At 57.7% G+C, this 17,620-nt stretch carries 19 protein-coding genes and 1 pseudogene; 11 read left to right on the top strand and 9 right to left on the bottom strand.

Going from position 1 to position 17,620, the window contains the following annotated elements:
- The first annotated feature begins 202 nt into the window (after nt 1-202).
- From Q1J88_RS00710 to Q1J88_RS00670, 9 genes are all read left to right on the top strand, one after another.
- A complete protein-coding gene (locus Q1J88_RS00710; protein WP_324216208.1) occupies nt 203-1,345 on the top strand; it encodes an MFS transporter in 1,143 nt (380 codons plus the stop codon).
- A gap of 54 nt (nt 1,346-1,399) precedes the next feature.
- Nucleotides 1,400-2,251, top strand: a complete 852-nt coding sequence (locus Q1J88_RS00705) for a dihydroorotate dehydrogenase electron transfer subunit (RefSeq protein WP_301115474.1) — start codon at nt 1,400-1,402, stop codon at nt 2,249-2,251.
- Complete coding sequence (locus Q1J88_RS00700) at nt 2,244-3,194, top strand: dihydroorotate dehydrogenase (RefSeq protein ID WP_301115473.1); 951 nt, start codon at nt 2,244-2,246, stop codon at nt 3,192-3,194. Before Q1J88_RS00705 ends, Q1J88_RS00700 begins: the two co-directional genes overlap by 8 nt.
- Nucleotides 3,195-3,211: 17 nt before the next feature.
- Entirely contained in the window at nt 3,212-4,468 is a 1,257-nt protein-coding gene (locus tag Q1J88_RS00695; protein WP_301115472.1) for an allantoate amidohydrolase, read from the top strand.
- Between the two features lie 14 nt (nt 4,469-4,482).
- Nucleotides 4,483-5,937, top strand: a complete 1,455-nt coding sequence (locus Q1J88_RS00690) for an aspartate ammonia-lyase (RefSeq protein WP_301115471.1) — start codon at nt 4,483-4,485, stop codon at nt 5,935-5,937.
- 33 nt (nt 5,938-5,970) lie between these two features.
- The gene (locus Q1J88_RS00685) at nt 5,971-6,657 is read left to right on the top strand and encodes a phosphoribosyltransferase family protein (protein WP_301115470.1); all 687 of its coding nucleotides are present in this window, start codon (nt 5,971-5,973) and stop codon (nt 6,655-6,657) included.
- Nucleotides 6,654-7,553, top strand: coding sequence for a helix-turn-helix transcriptional regulator (locus Q1J88_RS00680; RefSeq protein WP_301115469.1), 900 nt, complete (start codon nt 6,654-6,656; stop codon nt 7,551-7,553). The genes Q1J88_RS00685 and Q1J88_RS00680 overlap by 4 nt, the downstream gene beginning before the upstream one ends.
- A 100-nt stretch (nt 7,554-7,653) precedes the next feature.
- Nucleotides 7,654-7,980 carry a hypothetical protein gene (locus tag Q1J88_RS00675; RefSeq protein WP_301115468.1) on the top strand — a complete coding sequence of 109 codons (327 nt, stop codon included), beginning with the start codon at nt 7,654-7,656 and terminating at the stop codon, nt 7,978-7,980.
- A gap of 91 nt (nt 7,981-8,071) precedes the next feature.
- Nucleotides 8,072-8,659 (top strand): acyloxyacyl hydrolase, encoded by a 588-nt coding sequence (locus tag Q1J88_RS00670; protein ID WP_301115467.1) that lies wholly within the window; start codon nt 8,072-8,074, stop codon nt 8,657-8,659.
- 107 nt (nt 8,660-8,766) lie between these two features.
- Here Q1J88_RS00670 and Q1J88_RS00665 read toward each other — a convergent pair whose 3' ends face one another.
- The 3 genes from Q1J88_RS00665 to Q1J88_RS00655 all read right to left on the bottom strand — a co-directional run bounded on the left by Q1J88_RS00665 (nt 8,767) and on the right by Q1J88_RS00655 (nt 12,586).
- Nucleotides 8,767-9,705: a dioxygenase gene (locus Q1J88_RS00665; protein WP_301115466.1), complete on the bottom strand. Its 939-nt coding sequence runs from the start codon at nt 9,703-9,705 to the stop codon at nt 8,767-8,769.
- Between the two features lie 77 nt (nt 9,706-9,782).
- A complete protein-coding gene (locus Q1J88_RS00660) occupies nt 9,783-11,891 on the bottom strand; it encodes a TonB-dependent receptor (protein WP_301115465.1) in 2,109 nt (702 codons plus the stop codon).
- A gap of 35 nt (nt 11,892-11,926) precedes the next feature.
- Complete coding sequence (locus Q1J88_RS00655) at nt 11,927-12,586, bottom strand: thiopurine S-methyltransferase (RefSeq protein WP_301115464.1); 660 nt, start codon at nt 12,584-12,586, stop codon at nt 11,927-11,929.
- Between the two features lie 109 nt (nt 12,587-12,695).
- Here Q1J88_RS00655 and Q1J88_RS00650 point away from each other — a divergent pair, with 109 nt between their 5' ends.
- Nucleotides 12,696-13,544, top strand: coding sequence for a M90 family metallopeptidase (locus Q1J88_RS00650; RefSeq protein ID WP_301115463.1), 849 nt, complete (start codon nt 12,696-12,698; stop codon nt 13,542-13,544).
- Between the two features lie 107 nt (nt 13,545-13,651).
- Complete coding sequence (locus Q1J88_RS00645; RefSeq protein ID WP_301115462.1) at nt 13,652-13,870, top strand: YgdI/YgdR family lipoprotein; 219 nt, start codon at nt 13,652-13,654, stop codon at nt 13,868-13,870.
- Between the two features lie 83 nt (nt 13,871-13,953).
- On the opposite strand, the gene Q1J88_RS00640 is transcribed toward Q1J88_RS00645, so the two are convergent.
- The 6 genes and pseudogenes from Q1J88_RS00640 to Q1J88_RS00615 form a co-directional block, all read right to left on the bottom strand.
- On the bottom strand, nt 13,954-14,301 hold the full coding sequence (locus Q1J88_RS00640; protein WP_301115580.1) for a peptidylprolyl isomerase: 348 nt from the start codon (nt 14,299-14,301) through the stop codon (nt 13,954-13,956).
- Nucleotides 14,302-14,346: 45 nt separating this feature from the next.
- The gene (locus tag Q1J88_RS00635; RefSeq protein ID WP_301115579.1) at nt 14,347-14,934 is read right to left on the bottom strand and encodes an NUDIX hydrolase; all 588 of its coding nucleotides are present in this window, start codon (nt 14,932-14,934) and stop codon (nt 14,347-14,349) included.
- Nucleotides 14,935-15,016: 82 nt separating this feature from the next.
- On the bottom strand, nt 15,017-15,730 hold the full coding sequence (locus Q1J88_RS00630) for an ABC transporter ATP-binding protein (protein WP_301115461.1): 714 nt from the start codon (nt 15,728-15,730) through the stop codon (nt 15,017-15,019).
- Nucleotides 15,723-16,448 (bottom strand): ABC transporter ATP-binding protein, encoded by a 726-nt coding sequence (locus Q1J88_RS00625; RefSeq protein WP_301115460.1) that lies wholly within the window; start codon nt 16,446-16,448, stop codon nt 15,723-15,725. Before Q1J88_RS00625 ends, Q1J88_RS00630 begins: the two co-directional genes overlap by 8 nt.
- Nucleotides 16,445-17,395 (bottom strand): branched-chain amino acid ABC transporter permease, encoded by a 951-nt coding sequence (locus Q1J88_RS00620; protein WP_301115459.1) that lies wholly within the window; start codon nt 17,393-17,395, stop codon nt 16,445-16,447. Before Q1J88_RS00620 ends, Q1J88_RS00625 begins: the two co-directional genes overlap by 4 nt.
- Nucleotides 17,392-17,620 (bottom strand): annotated as a pseudogene (locus Q1J88_RS00615) (branched-chain amino acid ABC transporter permease); the annotation flags it as partial. The pseudogene Q1J88_RS00615 and the gene Q1J88_RS00620, both read right to left, overlap by 4 nt.

The raw sequence follows: 17,620 nt of genomic DNA, 5'->3' as shown, positions 1-17,620 counted from the left end.
GATGTAAAAATCTAAAAAATTAGACTAATATCGAAATTTATACATGGGGCGGTCACGGTCAGGCGTTGCTTCCCTGGTTAAAAACACTCATAGGAGTTGTACTGTGCAAGCTCAGACCTCAACGGCGAACGTCACCGTCGACAAAGACAAAGTCACCAAATACGGGTGGAAAGCCCTGGCAGGCTCGGCTGTAGGCTATGCCATGGATGGATTCGACCTGCTGATCCTGGGTTTCATGCTGGCAGCCATTTCATCGGATTTGCTGTTGAGTCCCAGCCAGGCGGGGTCGCTGGTGACCTGGACGCTTGTGGGAGCAGTGGCCGGCGGCATTATCTTCGGAACCCTCAGCGATTACTACGGACGAGTCCGGGTATTGACCTGGACCATTGTTCTTTTCGCCGTGTTTACCGGCTTGTGTGCGTTTGCCCAGGGGTACTGGGATCTGCTCATCTATCGCACCATTGCCGGACTAGGCCTGGGTGGTGAATTCGGGATCGGCATGGCACTGGCAGCCGAAGCGTGGCCCGCCAAGCATCGGGCTCGTGTGTCGTCGTATGTGGCGCTGGGCTGGCAGGCGGGGGTTTTGGGTGCGGCGCTTCTGACTCCCTTGCTGCTGCCTCACATCGGCTGGCGTGGCATGTTCCTCGTCGGCATTATTCCGGCGTTTATTGCCTGGTACATTCGAAACCGTTTGCACGAACCAGAAGTGTTCGTTCGCAAGGCCAAAGAAAAAGGCGCCTTGGGCCGGTCGTTCAAGTTGCTGGTCAAAGACCGTGCCACCACGAAAGTCAGCATTGGCATCATCATTCTGTGCGGGGTGCAGAATTTCGGGTACTTCGGCATCATGATCTGGATGCCCAGCTATCTGTCTACCGAACTGGGTTTCAGCCTGACGAAATCCGCCATGTGGACGTCCGTCACCATTCTGGGCATGGCCATCGGTATCTGGGTGTTTGGCCAGCTTGCTGATCGCATCGGGCGCAAGCCAAGCTTTCTGCTGTTTCAGGCGGGTGCGGTGGTCATGGTTCTGTACTACTCGCAACTCACCGATCCGGCCACCATGCTGTGGGCGGGAGCCGTCATGGGTATGTTCGTCAATGGCATGTTGGGCGGCTACGGCGCCCTGATTTCCGAAGCCTATCCCACCTCCGCACGCGCCACGGCCCAGAATGTGCTGTTCAACATCGGTCGCGGTATTGGCGGCTTTGGTCCGGTAGTGATTGGCGCGCTTGCCATGACCTATTCTTTCCACGTGGCCATCGCCCTGTTGGCGTCCATCTACGTTCTGGACATGCTGGCGACGATCTTCCTGATTCCGGAGCTCAAGGGTGTCGAGCTTGAATGAGTGTCAGGATTCACTGGGTGACCGTGGCGGTCACCCGTATGCACAGGGGGCGCAATGACGCACGAAGAAGGCTTTCAGCGAAACGCGGATAGCGTTGCCTCGCACCGCTGCGAGGTCATCGAGCATCGCTGGGTCAACGACCGCTACAAGTATTTGCGCTTGCGCGCACCATCCGCGCTGGGTTCGGTTACGCGAGCGGGGCAGTTTTATCAGTTGCGATGCCCGATTAGCGACGACATGCAACCTTTCCTGCTAAGGCCCATGAGCGTGTATGGCATGGGGCCCGCGCCCGATGAGCTGGAGTTTCTTTATAACGTGACCGGTCTGGGAACGCGTGCGGTGTCTGTCCTGCCCGTTGGTGCTAGCATGGATATCGTCGGGCCGCTTGGCAACACCTTCCGGCTTGAGGAGAGCTTCAAGCGTATTCTGGTTGTGGCCCGGGGTGTAGGCCTGGCAACCATGGCGCCGCTGGTTCAGAAGGCGGCCGCGCATCAAATAGCCATCACCGCAGTCATGTCCGCGCGAGAGCCCAAAGACCTGATGCGCGACGAATTCCTGAGGGGTGTCGCGGCCGATGTTCATTGCGTGTACGACAGCGATGGCACATCCGGGGTCGAAGCTGTGGAAGCACTTATCCGCAAGGAACTCGCAGCGCGTCATCATGACGCCGTGTACACCTGCGGATCGCACCGGCTGCTGATGTTGCTCCAGCGGATATTGGCCGATCATCCCGAGCTCATCGGCCAGGTGGCAATGGAACAAAGAATGGCGTGTGGCATGGGGGTCTGCCTGTCATGCGTGCGTCTGTTTGATACCGCCGGGGGTGACAAGCAGTTTCTGCGGGTATGCCGTGAAGGGCCCGTATTTTCCATCCGCGATGTCGTGGGGGAGGTGGAATTTGGCTAACCTCAACGTCAGGGTCGGTGACCTGTCTCTTCGCAATCCGGTCATGCCGGCTTCGGGGTGCTTCGCAATCGAATATGCCGAAGCCCTTGACTTCAATAATCTGGGCGCGCTGGTCATAAAAAGTGTGTCACCCAAGACACGCGCCGGCAATCCCACGCCACGCGTATCCGAAACGACGGGTGGCATGCTCAATTCCATCGGCATCCCCAGCAAGGGGCTCGATTATTATCGTCGTGAAGTCCTGCCGCCATATACACGCTACGACACGCCTGTGGTGGTGTCAATTTCGGCTGACACTGTCGATGAGTTCGCCCAGGCGGTCGCCGAAATGTCGCTGCCGGAAGTGGCTGTCATCGAAGCGAATATTTCATGCCCGAATCTCGAGGCAGACGGCATGGCTTTCGCTATGGATCCCGACACTACCTACAAGGCGGTAAGCGCCATTCGCCGTAATACCAATCATCCGTTCTGGGCAAAGCTGACCCCCAATGCGTCCAACGTCGCGGTGGTTGCCAAGGCCGCTGAAGAGGCCGGCGCCGACGGCATTGTCATGGGCAACACGATTCTGGGCATGTCAATCGATGTGCGCACCCGCAAGCCCAGTCTTGGCAATGTCATGGGCGGCTTGTCGGGCCCTGCCATCAAGCCCGTAGCGGTCCGCATGGTGCATCAATGCTATCGCAGTGTGCACATTCCCATTATTGGATGTGGTGGTATCCGTTGTGCCGAAGATGTCGTCGAATTCATGCTTGCCGGTGCTTCTGCAGTGCAGGTGGGTACGGCATCGTTTATTGATCCAGGCATCATGCAAAAGATTATCGATGGCCTTCATGCCTATTGCGAAGAAATGGGCGTCGAAGCCATCGGCGATCTGACGGGTCAAGTCAAACTCGATCGACAGTTGACCGACCGCTGGCTGCGCTTTGCGCAGCAGTCGGGATAATCCTGTCAGAGGACGTCATGGACATGATGCAGTTCCGCGATCTGGCGGAGAAAATTTTTGACGACATCCGCGAGATGTCTTTTGACGGAGTCGGGGTCACCCGCGAAAGTTACGGCTCCGGAGAATCGGCTGCCGGCGACTACCTGACGAAGCTGGCAGAATCCGAGGGTCTGGTGGTCGAGGTGGATCGCGCCGCGAACATCATGTTCAGCTTGCGGGATATCCCGGCGGACGAGCCGGCAATCTGGGTGGGTTCGCACATGGACTCCGTTCCTCAAGGCGGCAATTACGACGGTCTCGCAGGAATTGTGGCTGGTCTTTTATGCCTCGTCGCCAGACAGCGAAATGGCGATAAACAGGCTCCTCCCTTGCGTGTTGCCGCGTTTCGGGGCGAAGAAAGTGCCTGGTTCGGCAAGGCGTACATGGGTTCCAGTGCGCTGTTGGGCAAGCTGAGCCAGGCTGATCTCGACCTTACGCACCGAAGTACCGGTGAAACCCTGGCCCAGTATATGGAAAGAGCAGGCGCCGACGTACCGGCCATCCGCGAGCAGACTGTCCTGACAGACCTCAACAGCATCCGGGCATATCTTGAACTGCATATCGAGCAGGGGCCCGTGATGGTTGCCCGCGAACTTCCCGTTGCCGTTGTGTCTGGAATTCGCGGTAATATTCGCCACAATCGCATTGAGTGTCTGGGTGACGCGCAGCATTCCGGGGTGGTACCACGCTGGTTGCGGCACGATGCCATGTTTGCTGTTTCAGATCTGATCATGCGTCTGGACGAACACTGGCGTGTTCTGCTGGAGCGAGGCACCGATCTGGTGGTCACCGTAGGTGTGGTGCAGACCGATCCTGCCGAACATTCGATTTCACGAATTCCCGGCCGTGTCACTTTCAGCTTTGAGGTTCGCAGCAAAAGCACTGACACGCTCGAAGCCTTTTACCAACTGATGCGTGCAGAAAGTGCGGCGATCAGCAAAGAAAGAGGCGTGAAGTTCGAATTTGATCGACGAGTATTCAGCGAACCGGCTACTATGGACCCTCAAATTTGCGAAATTTTGTCCAAAGCCAGTGAAAATTGCGGCGCGCCCTACGAAGTAATTCCCAGTGGCGCGGGGCACGACGCGTCGCTGTTTGCCAATATCGGCATACCCAGTGGCATGCTGTTCGTGCGTAACCAGAACGGTTCCCACAACCCTCACGAAGCGATGGATATCGAAGATTTCATGTTGGGCGTCCAGGTCTTGTCGGACGCCCTTTACCTATTTACCTGAGGGCTTTTGTAATTATGAGTGCATTTCGCATCGAGCGCGACCTGCTAGGCGAGCGCGAAGTACCTGTCGATGCCTATTACGGGGTTCATACGCTGCGCGCGTGTGAGAATTTTCAGATTTCGGGAACGCCGGTGTCGGTCTTTCCGGAACTGGTGGTGGCGCTTGCTTCGGTAAAGCAGGCTGCAGCCGAAGCCAATGCCCAACTGGGCCTGCTCGCGACCAAGAAATCCGAGGCAATCAAGGCGGCATGTACCGAAATCCGCCAGGGCGCACTGCATGAGCAGTTCGTGGTGGATGTCATTCAGGGTGGGGCAGGTACCTCGACCAACATGAATGCCAACGAGGTCATCTGCAACCGGGCACTCGAAATCCTGGGCTACGAACGTGGGCAGTACAAATATCTGCACCCGAACGAAGACGTCAACATGGCGCAAAGTACCAATGACGTCTACCCGACCGCATTGCGTATTGCCACTTTGTTCTTTATGGACGGCATGCTTGCGGCCATGCGTCATTTGCGAGAAACGTTTGACGCAAAGGCGGTTGAGTTTTCGCCCTTGTTGAAGATCGGGCGCACCCAGTTGCAGGACGCCGTGCCCATGACCCTGGGCCAGGAGTTCTCTACATACGCCTTGATGATCGAAGAAGACATCATTCGTCTGGATGAGGCCAAACGGCTCATCAGCGAAATCAACCTCGGGGCGACCGCGATAGGCACCGGCATCACGGCCCACCCTGATTATGCCGCCAAGGCGCTGGCATCCCTGAATCGCATCACGGGCCTGTCGCTGCATACCGCGCCCAATCTTATTGAAGCCACTCAAGATTGCGGCGGATTCGTTCAACTGTCTGGCATTCTTAAGCGGATCGCCGTAAAGCTATCGAAAATTTGCAACGATCTACGATTGCTTTCCAGCGGTCCGCGTGCCGGCTTTGGCGAAATCAATCTGCCGGCCATGCAGGCAGGGTCTTCCATCATGCCGGGCAAGGTCAATCCCGTCATTCCCGAAGTCGTCAACCAGATCGCTTTCGAAGTAATCGGCAACGACCTGACCATAACCATGGCTGCCGAAGCAGGACAGCTTCAGCTCAACGCATTCGAGCCCATTATTGCCAACGCGCTGTTCCGTAGCTTCAAGCATCTCACCAGCGGCTGCCTTACGCTGGCCGACCGTTGCGTACGTGGAATTACCGCTAATCCCGACCGGCTCAAAGAGAACCTCGATCGCTCGATTTCACTGGTAACCGCGCTCAATCCCTTTATCGGGTACGAGGCCGCCACCGCTGTGGCGGCCGAAGCCTATGCCAACGGAACCACAGTGCGAGAGGTCATCCTCAGTCGTCAACTCATGACGGAAGAAGAACTCGATGACGCGCTGCGTCACGAAGTTCTGACCCAGCCCCGCGTGTACGAAATCGTCAACCGGGCCAAGCCTCATCAGCCCGACGATGGTGACGCGGTCAGCTAAAAAACCGGAAAGTCGCATGATCAAGGAGAAACCGTGACCCTCAAGCACACGTCCGATTCAGACTCCAGGACTGTTGCGGCTGCCTTGCTCGACGCCGGCTGCGTTACCGCCCGTACGGATGAGCCGTTTCGGCTTCCTTCGGGGTGGGCCAGTCCGGTCTATATCGATTGTCGACGGCTGATCTCGTTTCCTGCGTTGCGTCGCGACCTGATCCGGCGCGCGCAGGCCGTGTTGTCAGCCGCCGGCGCGTTGGACAATGTACAGTCTGTGGTGGGCGGAGAGGCCAGCGGTATTGCACTGGCCGCCTGGCTGGCCGACGCGCTCGACCTTCCGCTGCAGTATGTTCGCAAGAAGCCGGCCGGCCAAAGCCAGATCGAAGGTGTGCTTGAACCGGGTTCCAAGGTGCTGCTGGTTGACGACATGATGGCTGGCGGACAATCCAAGTTGCGGTTTTGTCAGGCGTTGGCCGCGGGTGGCGCGCATGTTGAAGATTTATTCATAGTCTTCGATTACGCTACCTTCCCCACGGAAGAACTGCTGGATCCGCTGGGCGTCAGGGTTCATGCCCTGGCCACCTGGCACGACATCTGGCAGGTGGCGTCCGAGCGCAACGATTTCTCGCCTGAGGTCATCGATGAGCTGGCCGAGTTTTTACGCGATCCCACCGCCTGGTCGCGCGATCGTGGCGGTCGTGCCAGCTATCACGATATTTCCCCATGAGTTCCCGTCGTCCGTTCAAGTCTTCCATCGATTATGTTTCGCTGGGCAACCGGCTGCGCGCGTATCGGTTGGGCGCCGGCATGCAGGCAGACGAGGTCGCCCGGAAGCTCGAGGTGTCGCGAGCCGTCGTCTATCGCATGGAAAAGGGCGAAATCGTAAAGATCGAGATGCTCGAGCGGGTGGCGCATATGCTCGACACTTCGCTGGCTTCCTTGCTTGGTGTTGAAATCGAGTATTACTCGAATGCCATCGGGCTGTTCGAGCGCATGAGGCAGCTTGAGCAGAAGTCGGATCGGATTTTTGCGCATTTCGAGCCGGTATCGCTGTTGCTTACGACTGACAACTATCTTGAGCATATGCGCCTGATGTTGCTCGAGGCATCTCCCGGCGATGCCGGCCCCGTTCTCAAGGAAAAGGAAGTAGATGAGCTGATCCGCCTCATCGCCGAGCGCAAGGCCACTTTCGAGCAACGCAAGCCCCACCTTATCAGTCTGGTAGGGTTGCGCGAGCTTGAACGTTTCCTGCATGTGGGTCTGGTAGGGCGGATGGATCTGCCCGCCAGAACACGCAAGGCGCGGCAGAAGGCGGCGCGCGCCGAGGTGGAGCATATGGCCGAACTGATGGAAAGCGAGCCCTTGCACGTTCAGATCGGTTTGGTAGACGAGACCATGCCCGCCTCGACCTTTCAGGCTTTCACCATGGGGCGCAAGAAGGCGGTTGCAGTCAGTCCTTTCCGTCTGGGCGAACTTCCCAATGTTCGCAATGGCATTGCCACCGTCACAGAGTCATCGCAAGCCCTTCGTATGTATGAAAACCTGATCTCCCGGTTATGGCGCCAGGCCCACCGCGGAAAATCGGGTGCTCGCCGGCTAAGGCAATTGCTTGCAGAGACTTGATCGCTCGTGCCAGGCAGCAGGCGATCAAGAGGTTTATTATTTGGGATATGGGCGCATATTTGCCCATTTGTCCCGTTAGTTCTGATGGAGTCTGCATCTCATGACGTTCAAAGAAATTACCGAACGCTTCGCACGTTCTGAGTCCGGTAGTGATTCGTTCAAGCTCTTTTATAAAGAGGCGTTCGAACTCATGAAATCCGACCCCGAGAACGCGGGCCTGTATTTTGTTGTCGGCGTGGCCGCCCAGACTTACGTCATCAAGTACGAGGATCAGGCCGTTGACCCCGAATTCGCCGATCGGGCAAAGGCGACGCTCGAAGGATTCAATCAGCGGCTGCTCGAAGCCCTTGGCATGGAGCCGCTCGAGCGACTGAAGGTGCTTGGGCAGGTTGCCGTGGAGTACGAATGGGAGGTAGATGCCTTCTAAACAGGCCGCTTGAATGATGGTGTGCTGGTGACCGTCTTGCGACGGCACAAACTTTGCTATGCTCTGCCATCCGAATCTCAGGAACACAGTAATGAGCAACAACGATACGAAGTCACTACGCACCCTAATGGGGCGGGCAGGCCTCCTTTCGGCCGCATTGTCGGTGTGCCTGTCAGCCCTGCCGCAGGCCCAGGCACAAACAACGCTAAACCAGAATTACTCCACCGCAGCGCCCGGTCAGGGGTTTTCCCTGCAGTACGGCTACCACTCGAGTTACGAGCGCTACGGTCTGGCCTACGAGACCGCGCCCCTTTGGAGCCACGCCTTTGGCAATGACAGCCGCGTCGACCTGACTGTCGAGCTTGGCGCTGCCTACTGGAAGGCCGACCGCGATCCTGACACCATGTGGCAGATCGCCGCGATACCCATGCTTCGCTGGTGGCCGGGCAACACGTATTATCTGGAACTGGGTGTTGGCCCATCGCTGCTTAGCCGCGCCAGCTTTGCAGGTAGGGAGCTGAGCACACGGTTTCAGTTCACCTCGCATATTGGCGGTGGTTTTGTCGTGAACAAGGTGCATCGCTTCGGCTTGCGTTATACCCATGTCTCGAACGCCAGCATCAAAACCCCCAACCCCGGGCTTGATTTGATCGAAGCCTCTTACACGTATCATTTTTAAGCGCCGTAATGCCCCGTGCGCGCTTAAGTCGACGCGCACGGCGTTTTCCGGTCCGACTGCAGTTGGACTGAATGTGATCTTCCGCCCGAAACATCCAGATGTGGTGGTTACGAGCGTGCCAGCACCGTCCGCACGGGGCGCTCGCCTGACGCCTTGCCCGTAATGGGCGGGTTTGGAAGCATGGCATCCCCCGGCTCAATAATGAAGTGCCGCTCCAGCGAGTACCAGGTACCTGTTACGGCAGGGTCTGGCGCCGGTTCGGTGTGGCACTCGTAATCTGCGACCAGAGCGCGGGTTACACCAAACTGAACATCGGTTTCAAGATGCGGGTCGTCCGAGGAATACACCTGAGAAAACTGGGTCTTGTAGCCGGGCTTGTAAATCATGAAGTGAATGTGCGCAGGGCGCATATTGTGTCGGCCCTGTGCGCGAAGCAGTTCGCCTGCCACACCTGAAACAGGTATGGGATAGCCTTGTGGCTTGATGGTACGAAACCAGATGTGGCCTTGGTCATCGGTGGTGAACTTGCCCCGCAAATTCATATCAGCCTGCGTGGGGTCCTGGTTTTCGTAAAAGCCCTCGCCGGAGGCCTGCCAGACGTCGACTTCGGCACCTGCAACGGGTTTGCCGTCGCGATCGCGCACCCAGGCGTCCACAAATACTGGCTCGCCGGCGGTTTCCGACCGCAAGATCGAGCCTCCGTTCTCTACCGAAGGCGAATTCATACGCCAGAACGGGCCCATGAGGTTGGCAGTAGTTTCGGTTTGCCCCTGATCGCCATTATTGAGAAGGCATACCAGAGATGAAAGGCCCAGAGAGCCGGCTACCAGCACCACCTCGTTATGTGAAGGCGTCGTAAGTTGCCCCAGCTTGGCAATATAGCCACAGATCTTGTGGAATTCGGCTTCGGTCAGCCTGGTTTCCCGGGCAAAGTCGTGCAAATGGCGGACGGCGGCCGATAACAATTCCTTGAACCGTGGGTCGGATGCGCGTGCAACCTCTTCCAGTACTGCTTTGGTCACATCGTCTTGTGAACCGATGATCATGCATTTCTCCGGGGGTGAGTGTTGGCCTAGCCGCCATGGTAAATGAGGGGGGATGGTTGAGTACAGAGCTGCAGGCGTTAGAACCCGTGAGTGATGCCCACGCCTGCCGTCCAGTTGCGACCCGGCGCGGGCTCAAAATATCGACCTTGCCCCGCGTTGACTATCAGCGAGCCCATGTAGCGACGGTCAAGCAGGTTGTCCACGCGGGCGAACAGCTCAATTTTCCATGTGTCCACCTTCCAGACATGACCGGCAAAAATAGAGGCGGTGAAATACCCTGCCGCCGCCGCAGAGTTCGCGTCATTGGCCATGACCCGTCCGACAACACGACTTTCCAGGCCGGCCCGCCATCCGGTCGGCGGCTCCCAGCTTATCGACGCGTAGGCATTCTGCCTGGCGACTCCCGGGATGCGATTGCCCGACTGTATGACGTCGCCTCCGGGGAAGTCGGCAGCAAGGTCGTCCGTGTATCGTGCATCCAGCCAGGTATACGAGAGCATCCATTTTCCGCGCTGCTTCCAGCTACCTGACCAGCCCAGCTCGAAACCGGTTCTTCGGCTGCGTCCGGCGTTTCGGTAGCTGCTCCTGCCGTCCTGGGAACGGGCCGCCACAATTTCATTGTCACTGCGGGTCTGAAACACGGCGGCGGCAAGCATGCTGTTTTCGAGGCGTACCTTGGCGCCGGTCTCGATACTGGTACTGGTAGAGGGAGCTAGTTCCAGGTTGAGCCCAGGTGTGGCATCGGGTCGATACGAAATTTCATTGAAGGTCGGTGTCTCGAAGCCTTTGCCTGCGGTCAGGTAGAGGTTGATGTTCTCGGTGGCACGAAACTGTATGGCGCCGACCGGGAGCAGCTTGCGATAGCGGACGCTGCCGCCGTCGTCGCCATTGCCGGCAGCTATGTAATGGTCCACAGAGCGGAATCGTATGTCGCTATGTCGGGCACCCGCCTCCAGCAACCATCGCTCGGTCAATTCCCACGATGCCTGTAAATACGGATCAGTACTGCGCAGCTTGTTGACTTCGTCGCGCCGCTTTGCGCCCTTGACGCCCAACTCTTCACCCACGAAGTTTTCATATCCCTGTCGGTTTTCGACAAGCGTATCGAAGGCGAGTCCGGCGGCCAGGGTAAACGGGCGCCCCGACAATCGAAGACGGGTGGTCCAGCGCATGTCCACGCCGGAGTAGTCGCGAGTCAGGTCCACGACCCCGCCCGAATGACCCGGTGGCAGCTGAGCTTGTCTTGGAATGCCCAGGAACTGCAGGGTCTTTCGTTTGCCAAAATAGGCGCTCAAGCGCAGCTCGTTGTCGGGGTTGGGGAGGAATTTCTGTACGATGCCGGCTTGTGTCTGTCGAACGGACTTGCGCGTGTCGTAGGCCAGCGCGTTTGGAGCGGCTTGGCGAGGGGCGCTCATCGCTTCGTCGTAGGTCAGCCCCTGTGGGTCGTCAGCCCGCAGGTCGACCCAGTTCGCCACGATTCTCAGCGAATGGCGGTCATTCACCTGGAAATCCAGGCGAGCATTGCTGGTGTCCTTGCGTGCGGCGCTTTGAGTGCGGTAGCCGTCAGTCTGGTAGCGGTTTACGCTAAGAAGATAGCGAAACGACTCGTCGGCAGTGGCGCCATCCGCAACTATCCCGAGTTTTCGCTGATTTTCGCTGCCGGCGGTAAATGTGGCGCCAAGTGAAGCTGGTGCATCGCCAGGGCGGGTGAATACCTGAACGACGCCACCAGACGAATTGCCATACAGCGCCGAAAAGGGTCCCCGAAGTACTTCAATGTGGTCGACCGAAGCAATGTCGATATTCGAAGTCTGTCCCTGGCCGTCGGGCATCGTCGCCGGTATGCCGTCGACGTATAGCCGCACACCCCGCACGCCGAAAGTGGAGCGGGCCCCGAAACCCCGAATCGACAACTGCAGGTCTTGCGCGTAGTTATGACGATTGCGTATAAGCAGTCCCGGCACGTGTTCGAGACGCTCTGAAAGGTCGACCTGCATCGATGCATTGCGAAGTTGTTCGCCCTCTATCAGGTCGATCGACGCAGGCGTACTGAAAATCGGACTGTTCACAAGCCCGGCGGAGACTTCGACAGGGGCTAGCGTGACGGCCTCGTTGGCTGCTGATGCCGCCACGCTGTGTGCCGACGCCCAGAGACATGCCAGCACGATCAGACGGCTTGTCCTCATCGTTCGCGGCGTGCACTGTCGGCGGCAATTCAGATTCACTGGCCGGTGTACAGCTGATAGACGACCGTGTCCAGGCTGGAAACACCATTGGCCTTGAATTTTTCTTCATCCTGCAGAATGTCCAGCCGCTCCACTTCACGTGCCTGGGTACGGTCCTTGAACAGGGCCTGTATCTCGGCGTCGGGCACCGAGAACGGCGGCCCACTCATTTGTTCTTGCGGGTAGTCCAAGGTAATCAGCAGACCTTTGCAGCCCTCAGGCAGCTGGTTGTATACGTGATCGACATAGTCAGCTCGCATCGACTCGGGAAGTGCGATGAGTGCGGCCCGATCGTATACCCCGCGGCAATTGGACAGGGTTTGCGCAGTCACGTTGAAGATATCCCCACAGATGATCTCGATATCGCCGGCCACATAGTGACGTCCCTGACTGGAGTCATGTGTCAGCGGGGTAAGGTTGTGCTCATCGAAGAACTGCTGAACCGCCAGCGGAGACAGCTCCACCCCCAATACGCGATAGCCTTGAGCGGCCAGCCAGGCCATGTCCAGCGATTTGCCGCATAGGGGTACCAGTACTTGTGAACCGGTCGGGATCTGCAAGTCGGCCCAGTGCCTGCGGAGCAGGGGCATGACCTGATCCTGATGAAAATTGGTTCGCCCCTCTTGCCAACGTCCCAGCCAGAATTCCGGGTCCATAGTCACGACTCCTTTTAATATTGACGGTAAGCGGGCCATTTTAGACAACGGCAATGTGCCGCAACCCCTATGTTAGTATCACCATCGCGATCATTCAGTTGGTATTGTCATGTTCAGATGGCTGGCGGGCCGGGGCGCGCGCAAGCGTGAGGTCGAGCGCACACTGGCCGGCATCGATCCCCAAGACTGGCGCCGTGCAGTACAGGCGCTGCCGTTTCTTGCCGGCTTGTCGGTCGACGAAGATGCAGCATTGCGAGCACGAACCGCCTGGCTTTTGGCAAGCAAGTCGTTCAGTGGTGCCGGCGGACTCGAGGTCGACAATGACATGATGATGTCCATCGCCATTCAGGCCTCGCTTCCAATCTTGAATCTGGACACCCGCCTGTACGAGGGGTGGACACAGATCATTGTTTACCCCGGTGGTTTTCTGATTCCGCGTAGCGAGCAGGATGAAGCGGGGGTCGTGCACGAATACATGATGGAGGCATCCGGCGAAGCCTGGGAAGGTGGCCCGGTAATTTTGTCGTGGGATGACTTGTCGCGCAAGGATAGCGAAGGTGTGAACGTGGTTATTCATGAGTTTGCGCACAAGCTCGACCTGTACGCCGATGATGCCGATGGCATGCCGAGTTTGGGTGCGCATCCCCACATCAGGCCGGCGCACTGGCGCCAGGTTCTGGAAGAATCGTTTGAGGGCTTCAACCTGGCGCTTGAGCGGGTTGAGGCGACGATTCCCGATCATGTTGATCCTGAATCGGAAGAAGCGGCACCCTGGTACGACGCACTACCTCTGGATCCCTACGCCGCGACGGATCACGCCGAATTTTTTGCTGTCAGTTCGGAAGCTTTCTTCGTTCAACCACAGCCTTTGGCCGAAGCCATGCCCGACTGGTACGCCCTTTTGTCTACCTATTATCGGCAGGATCCGCTGGTCAGGCTGGCCGGCACAATCTCCTGAGCGCACGTCAGGTCAATTTCCCTGTTTCAGAACTGACTTCTGCTAACAGTTGTGGGCAAGGCTCTTGCTGAATCGTTTATGGCAAAACCAAACAGGAGATCACCGCCATGAACAGATATTTTTTGCTCGCCGCTTCTGTCTCTCTTGCAGGCATGCTTGCTGCATGCTCGTCGCCGCATGAAATGACGACGCGCGATGGTCAGACCATCGTTACCAGCGACCGTCCCGACGTGGACGATGACAAGGATTTCATCACTTACGAGCGCGATGGTAACGAAACTCGCATCAATAAGTCCGAAGTGCGCGACATACGCGAGATAGATTGAGTGGTGTGGCTCGGCGTTCGTCGAGTTGCGCCAGATACAAAAAAAGCGCCGATGGCGCTTTTTTTTGCGAACCATGGTTCGAATTAGTCTTGACGACTGGTGACTTCGACCAGGTGATAACCGAACTGAGTCTTGACCGGACCCTGTACTTCACCGACCGGAGCACTGAATACCACTTGATCAAATTCGGGGACCATCTGGCCACGACCGAAGGTGCCCAGGTTGCCGCCGTCGCGGCTGGAGGGGCAGCTGGAATTTTCCTTGGCAACCTCGCCGAAGTCTGCGCCGTTCTGGATGGCGGTCTTGAGCTCGTTGGCTTTTTCTTCGGTACTGACAAGGATGTGACGGGCTGAGGCTTGAGCCATGTTAGTTTGCTCCTGAAATCGTTGATGGAGTGTGGAAAGCGCAAGAGCTGACCAATGTCTTGACAGAGTAACGCACTTTGCCGAAGGGGTGTGTGCCGGCTTAATTTGGTTTCATGCGTTTACATCGCGCCAATCGACTTGCCAGGCTCCTGACAGGACATTTTGCAGCCACAGCGTACAGGTGAGAGTCTTCGCATCGGTTACCTGGCCTTCGCGACATTGCTGCACAAGCTCTTCAACCGGCAGGGTGATGACGTCGAGAAATTCGTCACTATCCAGCTGCTGTCGACCCTGGATCAGGCCTTTTGCAAAAAATATGTGAATGATTTCGGTTGAATAGGCAATGGCCAGATGAAGGTGGCCGGCGTAGGCCCATTGGCTTGCGGTATAGCCGGTTTCTTCCAGAAGTTCTCGGCGCGCGCAGTCGAAAGGGTCTTCGCCCGGGTCGAGCTTGCCTGCAGGAAATTCCGTCATGATCATGCCTACCGGGTAGCGGTATTGTCGCTCCATCAATACGCGTCCGTCGTCCAATAGCGGAATGACGACAACGGCTCCAGGGTGAACTACATACTCGCGTTGGCTGCTTCTGCCATTGGGCAGGCGAACTACGTCGCGGCGCACCTCGAGGAAGTTGCCGTCGTATACGGTTTCGGTCTGAACCTGGGTTTCGATCAGATGCAAAGAGGCTTCGTCGGCCATATCAGAGAGACGCAAAATTGGAGAACGGCCTAGATTAACATTCAGCGGGGCAGGCTACTGGCCTGTTGAAGCTGGCTGACCCCTAATGCTGCGACCCCAGGTAGGCGCGCTGGACCGCCGGGTCGTCGCGCAACTGGGAGGCGCTGCCTTCGCCCACAATGCGTCCGGTTTCTATAAGGTATCCGCGGTCTGAAATCGCCAGGCTCAGGTTGGCGTTCTGTTCTACCATCAGCACTCCGACTCCAAGCTCGCGTATGCGTTCGATCGCCCGGAACAGTTCCTGACACATCAAGGGTGAAAGCCCCAGGGACGGTTCGTCGAGCAGCAGGATCTTGGGGGCCGACATAATCGCACGTCCCACTGCGACCATTTGCTGTTCACCGCCACTCATGGTGCCCACACGCTGGTCAAGCCGTTCGCCAAGACGGGGAAACAATTCGATGACCCGCGCCAGGTTCTGGGTTTCGGTGGCGCGTGCGCGCTTGTTCAGCGCTCCGAGCTTGAGATTGTCGCGCACAGTTAGCTCAACAAAGACGCCGCGACCTTCGGGCACGACCGCCAGGCCATGCTCGACAAGATGATGCGGCGCCAGACTGAACAGGTCGGTGCCCTCGAGCGTCGCGGAGGCGCCGGCTTGAGGCCGCAACATGCCGCCAAGGGCTCGCAACATGGAAGATTTGCCGGCGCCATTGGCACCCAGCATGACGACGATCTCTTTTTGTTCAACTCGCAAGGCGACGTTATCCAGCGCCAGATGCTTGCCGTATCGGACCGACAACTGTTTGACTTCAAGCATGGGGGGCTCCAAGGTAAGCGGTAATGACTTCTTCTTGGGAAAGAACTTGCGAGGTCTCGCCTTCGGCAAGCTTGGCGCCTGCAAACATCACGACACAACGGTCGCAAAGTGAACGGACGGCGTCCATGACATGCTCGATGAGAATCACGGTAAGACCTTGGGCACGCAATTGCCGGATGAGTTCTATGCCAACTTGGAGTTCGGTGGGATTGAGCCCCGCCAGCCATTCGTCCAGAAGTAAGAGCTTTGGCTGGAGGGCCAAGGCGCGAGCCAGTTCAAGACGTTTCTGGTCGATGTAGGTCATGTCACCGGCCGGGATATCGGCAGCGTGGCGCAGGCCGACCAGCTCAAGCAGCTGCAAGGCCTCGCGAGCAGCGTCGCTGCCAAACGAGGGTTCGGCCCGAAAGGCCATGCCGGCCTGTACATTTTCACTGCAGGTCATGCCTCCCAATACACGGACGAGCTGGAAGGTGCGGGCCACGCCCAGTCGGGCGATTTTGTACGAAGGCAGGCCGACCAGTTCGTGGGACCCCAGGCGGACGCTACCTGAATCGGCCTTTAATGCGCCCGACACCAGGTTCATGGCAGTGGTCTTGCCGGACCCGTTTGGACCAAGCAGGCCCAGGACCTCACCTTGCTGGACGCTAAAGCTGAGTCCATCCACTGCCTTCAGGCCGCCAAACGACTTTCGCAGGTTTTCTATGGTTAGCAAGGTCATGTCGCAGCCTTTGTCGATGGTTTGCGCCGTCGCGGACGCACACCCTTGCGCAGGACGTCGGCAATGCCGTTTGGCACAAGGTAGACGATGATGAGGAAAGCCGCACCAAGCAAGATAGAGAAGTGGTTTGGAAACTTGGCCGACAGTACTTCGAAGAGCGCCGTCAGGGGAATGACACCGGCAAGCGGGCCCAGGATATGGCCGACACCCCCCAGCAACGCCATGATGAGCACCTGAAAGGACACGGTGGGATTGAACACGATACCCGGATCAATGTATGTCCAGCGTGGCGACATGATGGCACCGACCAGGGTCATGAAGGTGGCGCTGATGACAAACAGCGAAACCTTTGCCTTGGTGGTATTCATGCCCAGGTGGCGGGCCACGAGTTCATCTTCGCCAATGACCCGAAGCGCCAGGCCAAGTCGTGAGCGCTGGATGATCCAGGCAGTCAGAAGAACTAGAGCCAGTAAGGCCACCAGTTGCCAATAGATTTGTTCCTGGGTGATATCCAGGAAAATATATCGGCCAATGACGCGTGTGATATTGACTTCATACCAGGTAACCAGCTGACGAATGAGCTCTGCCAGGCCAAACGTGAATATGACAAAGTGCACGCCGGACAGTCGCAAGGTGGACAGGCCCACGACTAGTGCCAGAACGATGCCGATGAGGCCGGCCACCCCAAGTACGGCAAACCAGGGCAGGGTTTCGGACAGAACCGCCACCGTGTAGGCGCCGATGCCAAAGAAAGCGGTAGTGGCCAGCGAGATATACCGCGTGGGCCCGGAGAAGAGCGTCCAGGCAGTAGCCAGGACGCCGTACTGAAGGACGTTGATCGAATAAGAGATGAAGTAGGCGCTTTGAAAGAAAAATGGCAGCGCCGCCACGATTGCCAAGGCGATGGCAACCAGGATAAAGCCAGGGGAAAGCGCGGATTGCTTCATCGGGTAGCCCTCCCGAAAATGCCTTGTGGGCGCAGAAGCAACACAAGCAGAAAGATGGTGAAAGTGGCCGCCATGGTCAGGCCCGGATCGATAAACCGCGACACCAGGGTTTCAACAATGCCCAGCAGCATGCCGGCAAGCAGGCAGCCCAGGACATTGCCGACTCCGCCCATGATGACAATGACCAGGGCCTTCATGGTGAACGCAACGCCCATTGAGGCGCTG

Source organism: Pusillimonas sp. (genome assembly GCF_029263785.1).
Taxonomy (GTDB): domain Bacteria; phylum Pseudomonadota; class Gammaproteobacteria; order Burkholderiales; family Burkholderiaceae_B; genus Pusillimonas.
This window is presented reverse-complemented; position numbering and strand designations above follow the sequence as displayed.

Excerpts from the sequence above, each read along its gene's own strand:
- Q1J88_RS00645 (WP_301115462.1), top strand. The coding sequence starts at position 13,652 with ATGAACAGATATTTTTTGCTCGCCGCTTCTGTCTCTCTTGCAGGCATG.
- Q1J88_RS00675 (WP_301115468.1), top strand. The coding sequence starts at position 7,654 with ATGACGTTCAAAGAAATTACCGAACGCTTCGCACGTTCTGAGTCCGGT.
- Q1J88_RS00650 (WP_301115463.1), top strand. The coding sequence starts at position 12,696 with ATGTTCAGATGGCTGGCGGGCCGGGGCGCGCGCAAGCGTGAGGTCGAG.
- Q1J88_RS00665 (WP_301115466.1), bottom strand. The coding sequence starts at position 9,705 with ATGATCATCGGTTCACAAGACGATGTGACCAAAGCAGTACTGGAAGAG.
- Q1J88_RS00620 (WP_301115459.1), bottom strand. The coding sequence starts at position 17,395 with ATGAAGCAATCCGCGCTTTCCCCTGGCTTTATCCTGGTTGCCATCGCC.
- Q1J88_RS00695 (WP_301115472.1), top strand. The coding sequence starts at position 3,212 with ATGGACATGATGCAGTTCCGCGATCTGGCGGAGAAAATTTTTGACGAC.
- Q1J88_RS00680 (WP_301115469.1), top strand. The coding sequence starts at position 6,654 with ATGAGTTCCCGTCGTCCGTTCAAGTCTTCCATCGATTATGTTTCGCTG.
- Q1J88_RS00630 (WP_301115461.1), bottom strand. The coding sequence starts at position 15,730 with ATGCTTGAAGTCAAACAGTTGTCGGTCCGATACGGCAAGCATCTGGCG.
- Q1J88_RS00690 (WP_301115471.1), top strand. The coding sequence starts at position 4,483 with ATGAGTGCATTTCGCATCGAGCGCGACCTGCTAGGCGAGCGCGAAGTA.
- Q1J88_RS00625 (WP_301115460.1), bottom strand. The coding sequence starts at position 16,448 with ATGACCTTGCTAACCATAGAAAACCTGCGAAAGTCGTTTGGCGGCCTG.
- Q1J88_RS00670 (WP_301115467.1), top strand. The coding sequence starts at position 8,072 with ATGAGCAACAACGATACGAAGTCACTACGCACCCTAATGGGGCGGGCA.
- Q1J88_RS00635 (WP_301115579.1), bottom strand. The coding sequence starts at position 14,934 with ATGGCCGACGAAGCCTCTTTGCATCTGATCGAAACCCAGGTTCAGACC.
- Q1J88_RS00660 (WP_301115465.1), bottom strand. The coding sequence starts at position 11,891 with ATGAGGACAAGCCGTCTGATCGTGCTGGCATGTCTCTGGGCGTCGGCA.
- Q1J88_RS00710 (WP_324216208.1), top strand. The coding sequence starts at position 203 with ATGGATGGATTCGACCTGCTGATCCTGGGTTTCATGCTGGCAGCCATT.
- Q1J88_RS00655 (WP_301115464.1), bottom strand. The coding sequence starts at position 12,586 with ATGGACCCGGAATTCTGGCTGGGACGTTGGCAAGAGGGGCGAACCAAT.
- Q1J88_RS00705 (WP_301115474.1), top strand. The coding sequence starts at position 1,400 with ATGACGCACGAAGAAGGCTTTCAGCGAAACGCGGATAGCGTTGCCTCG.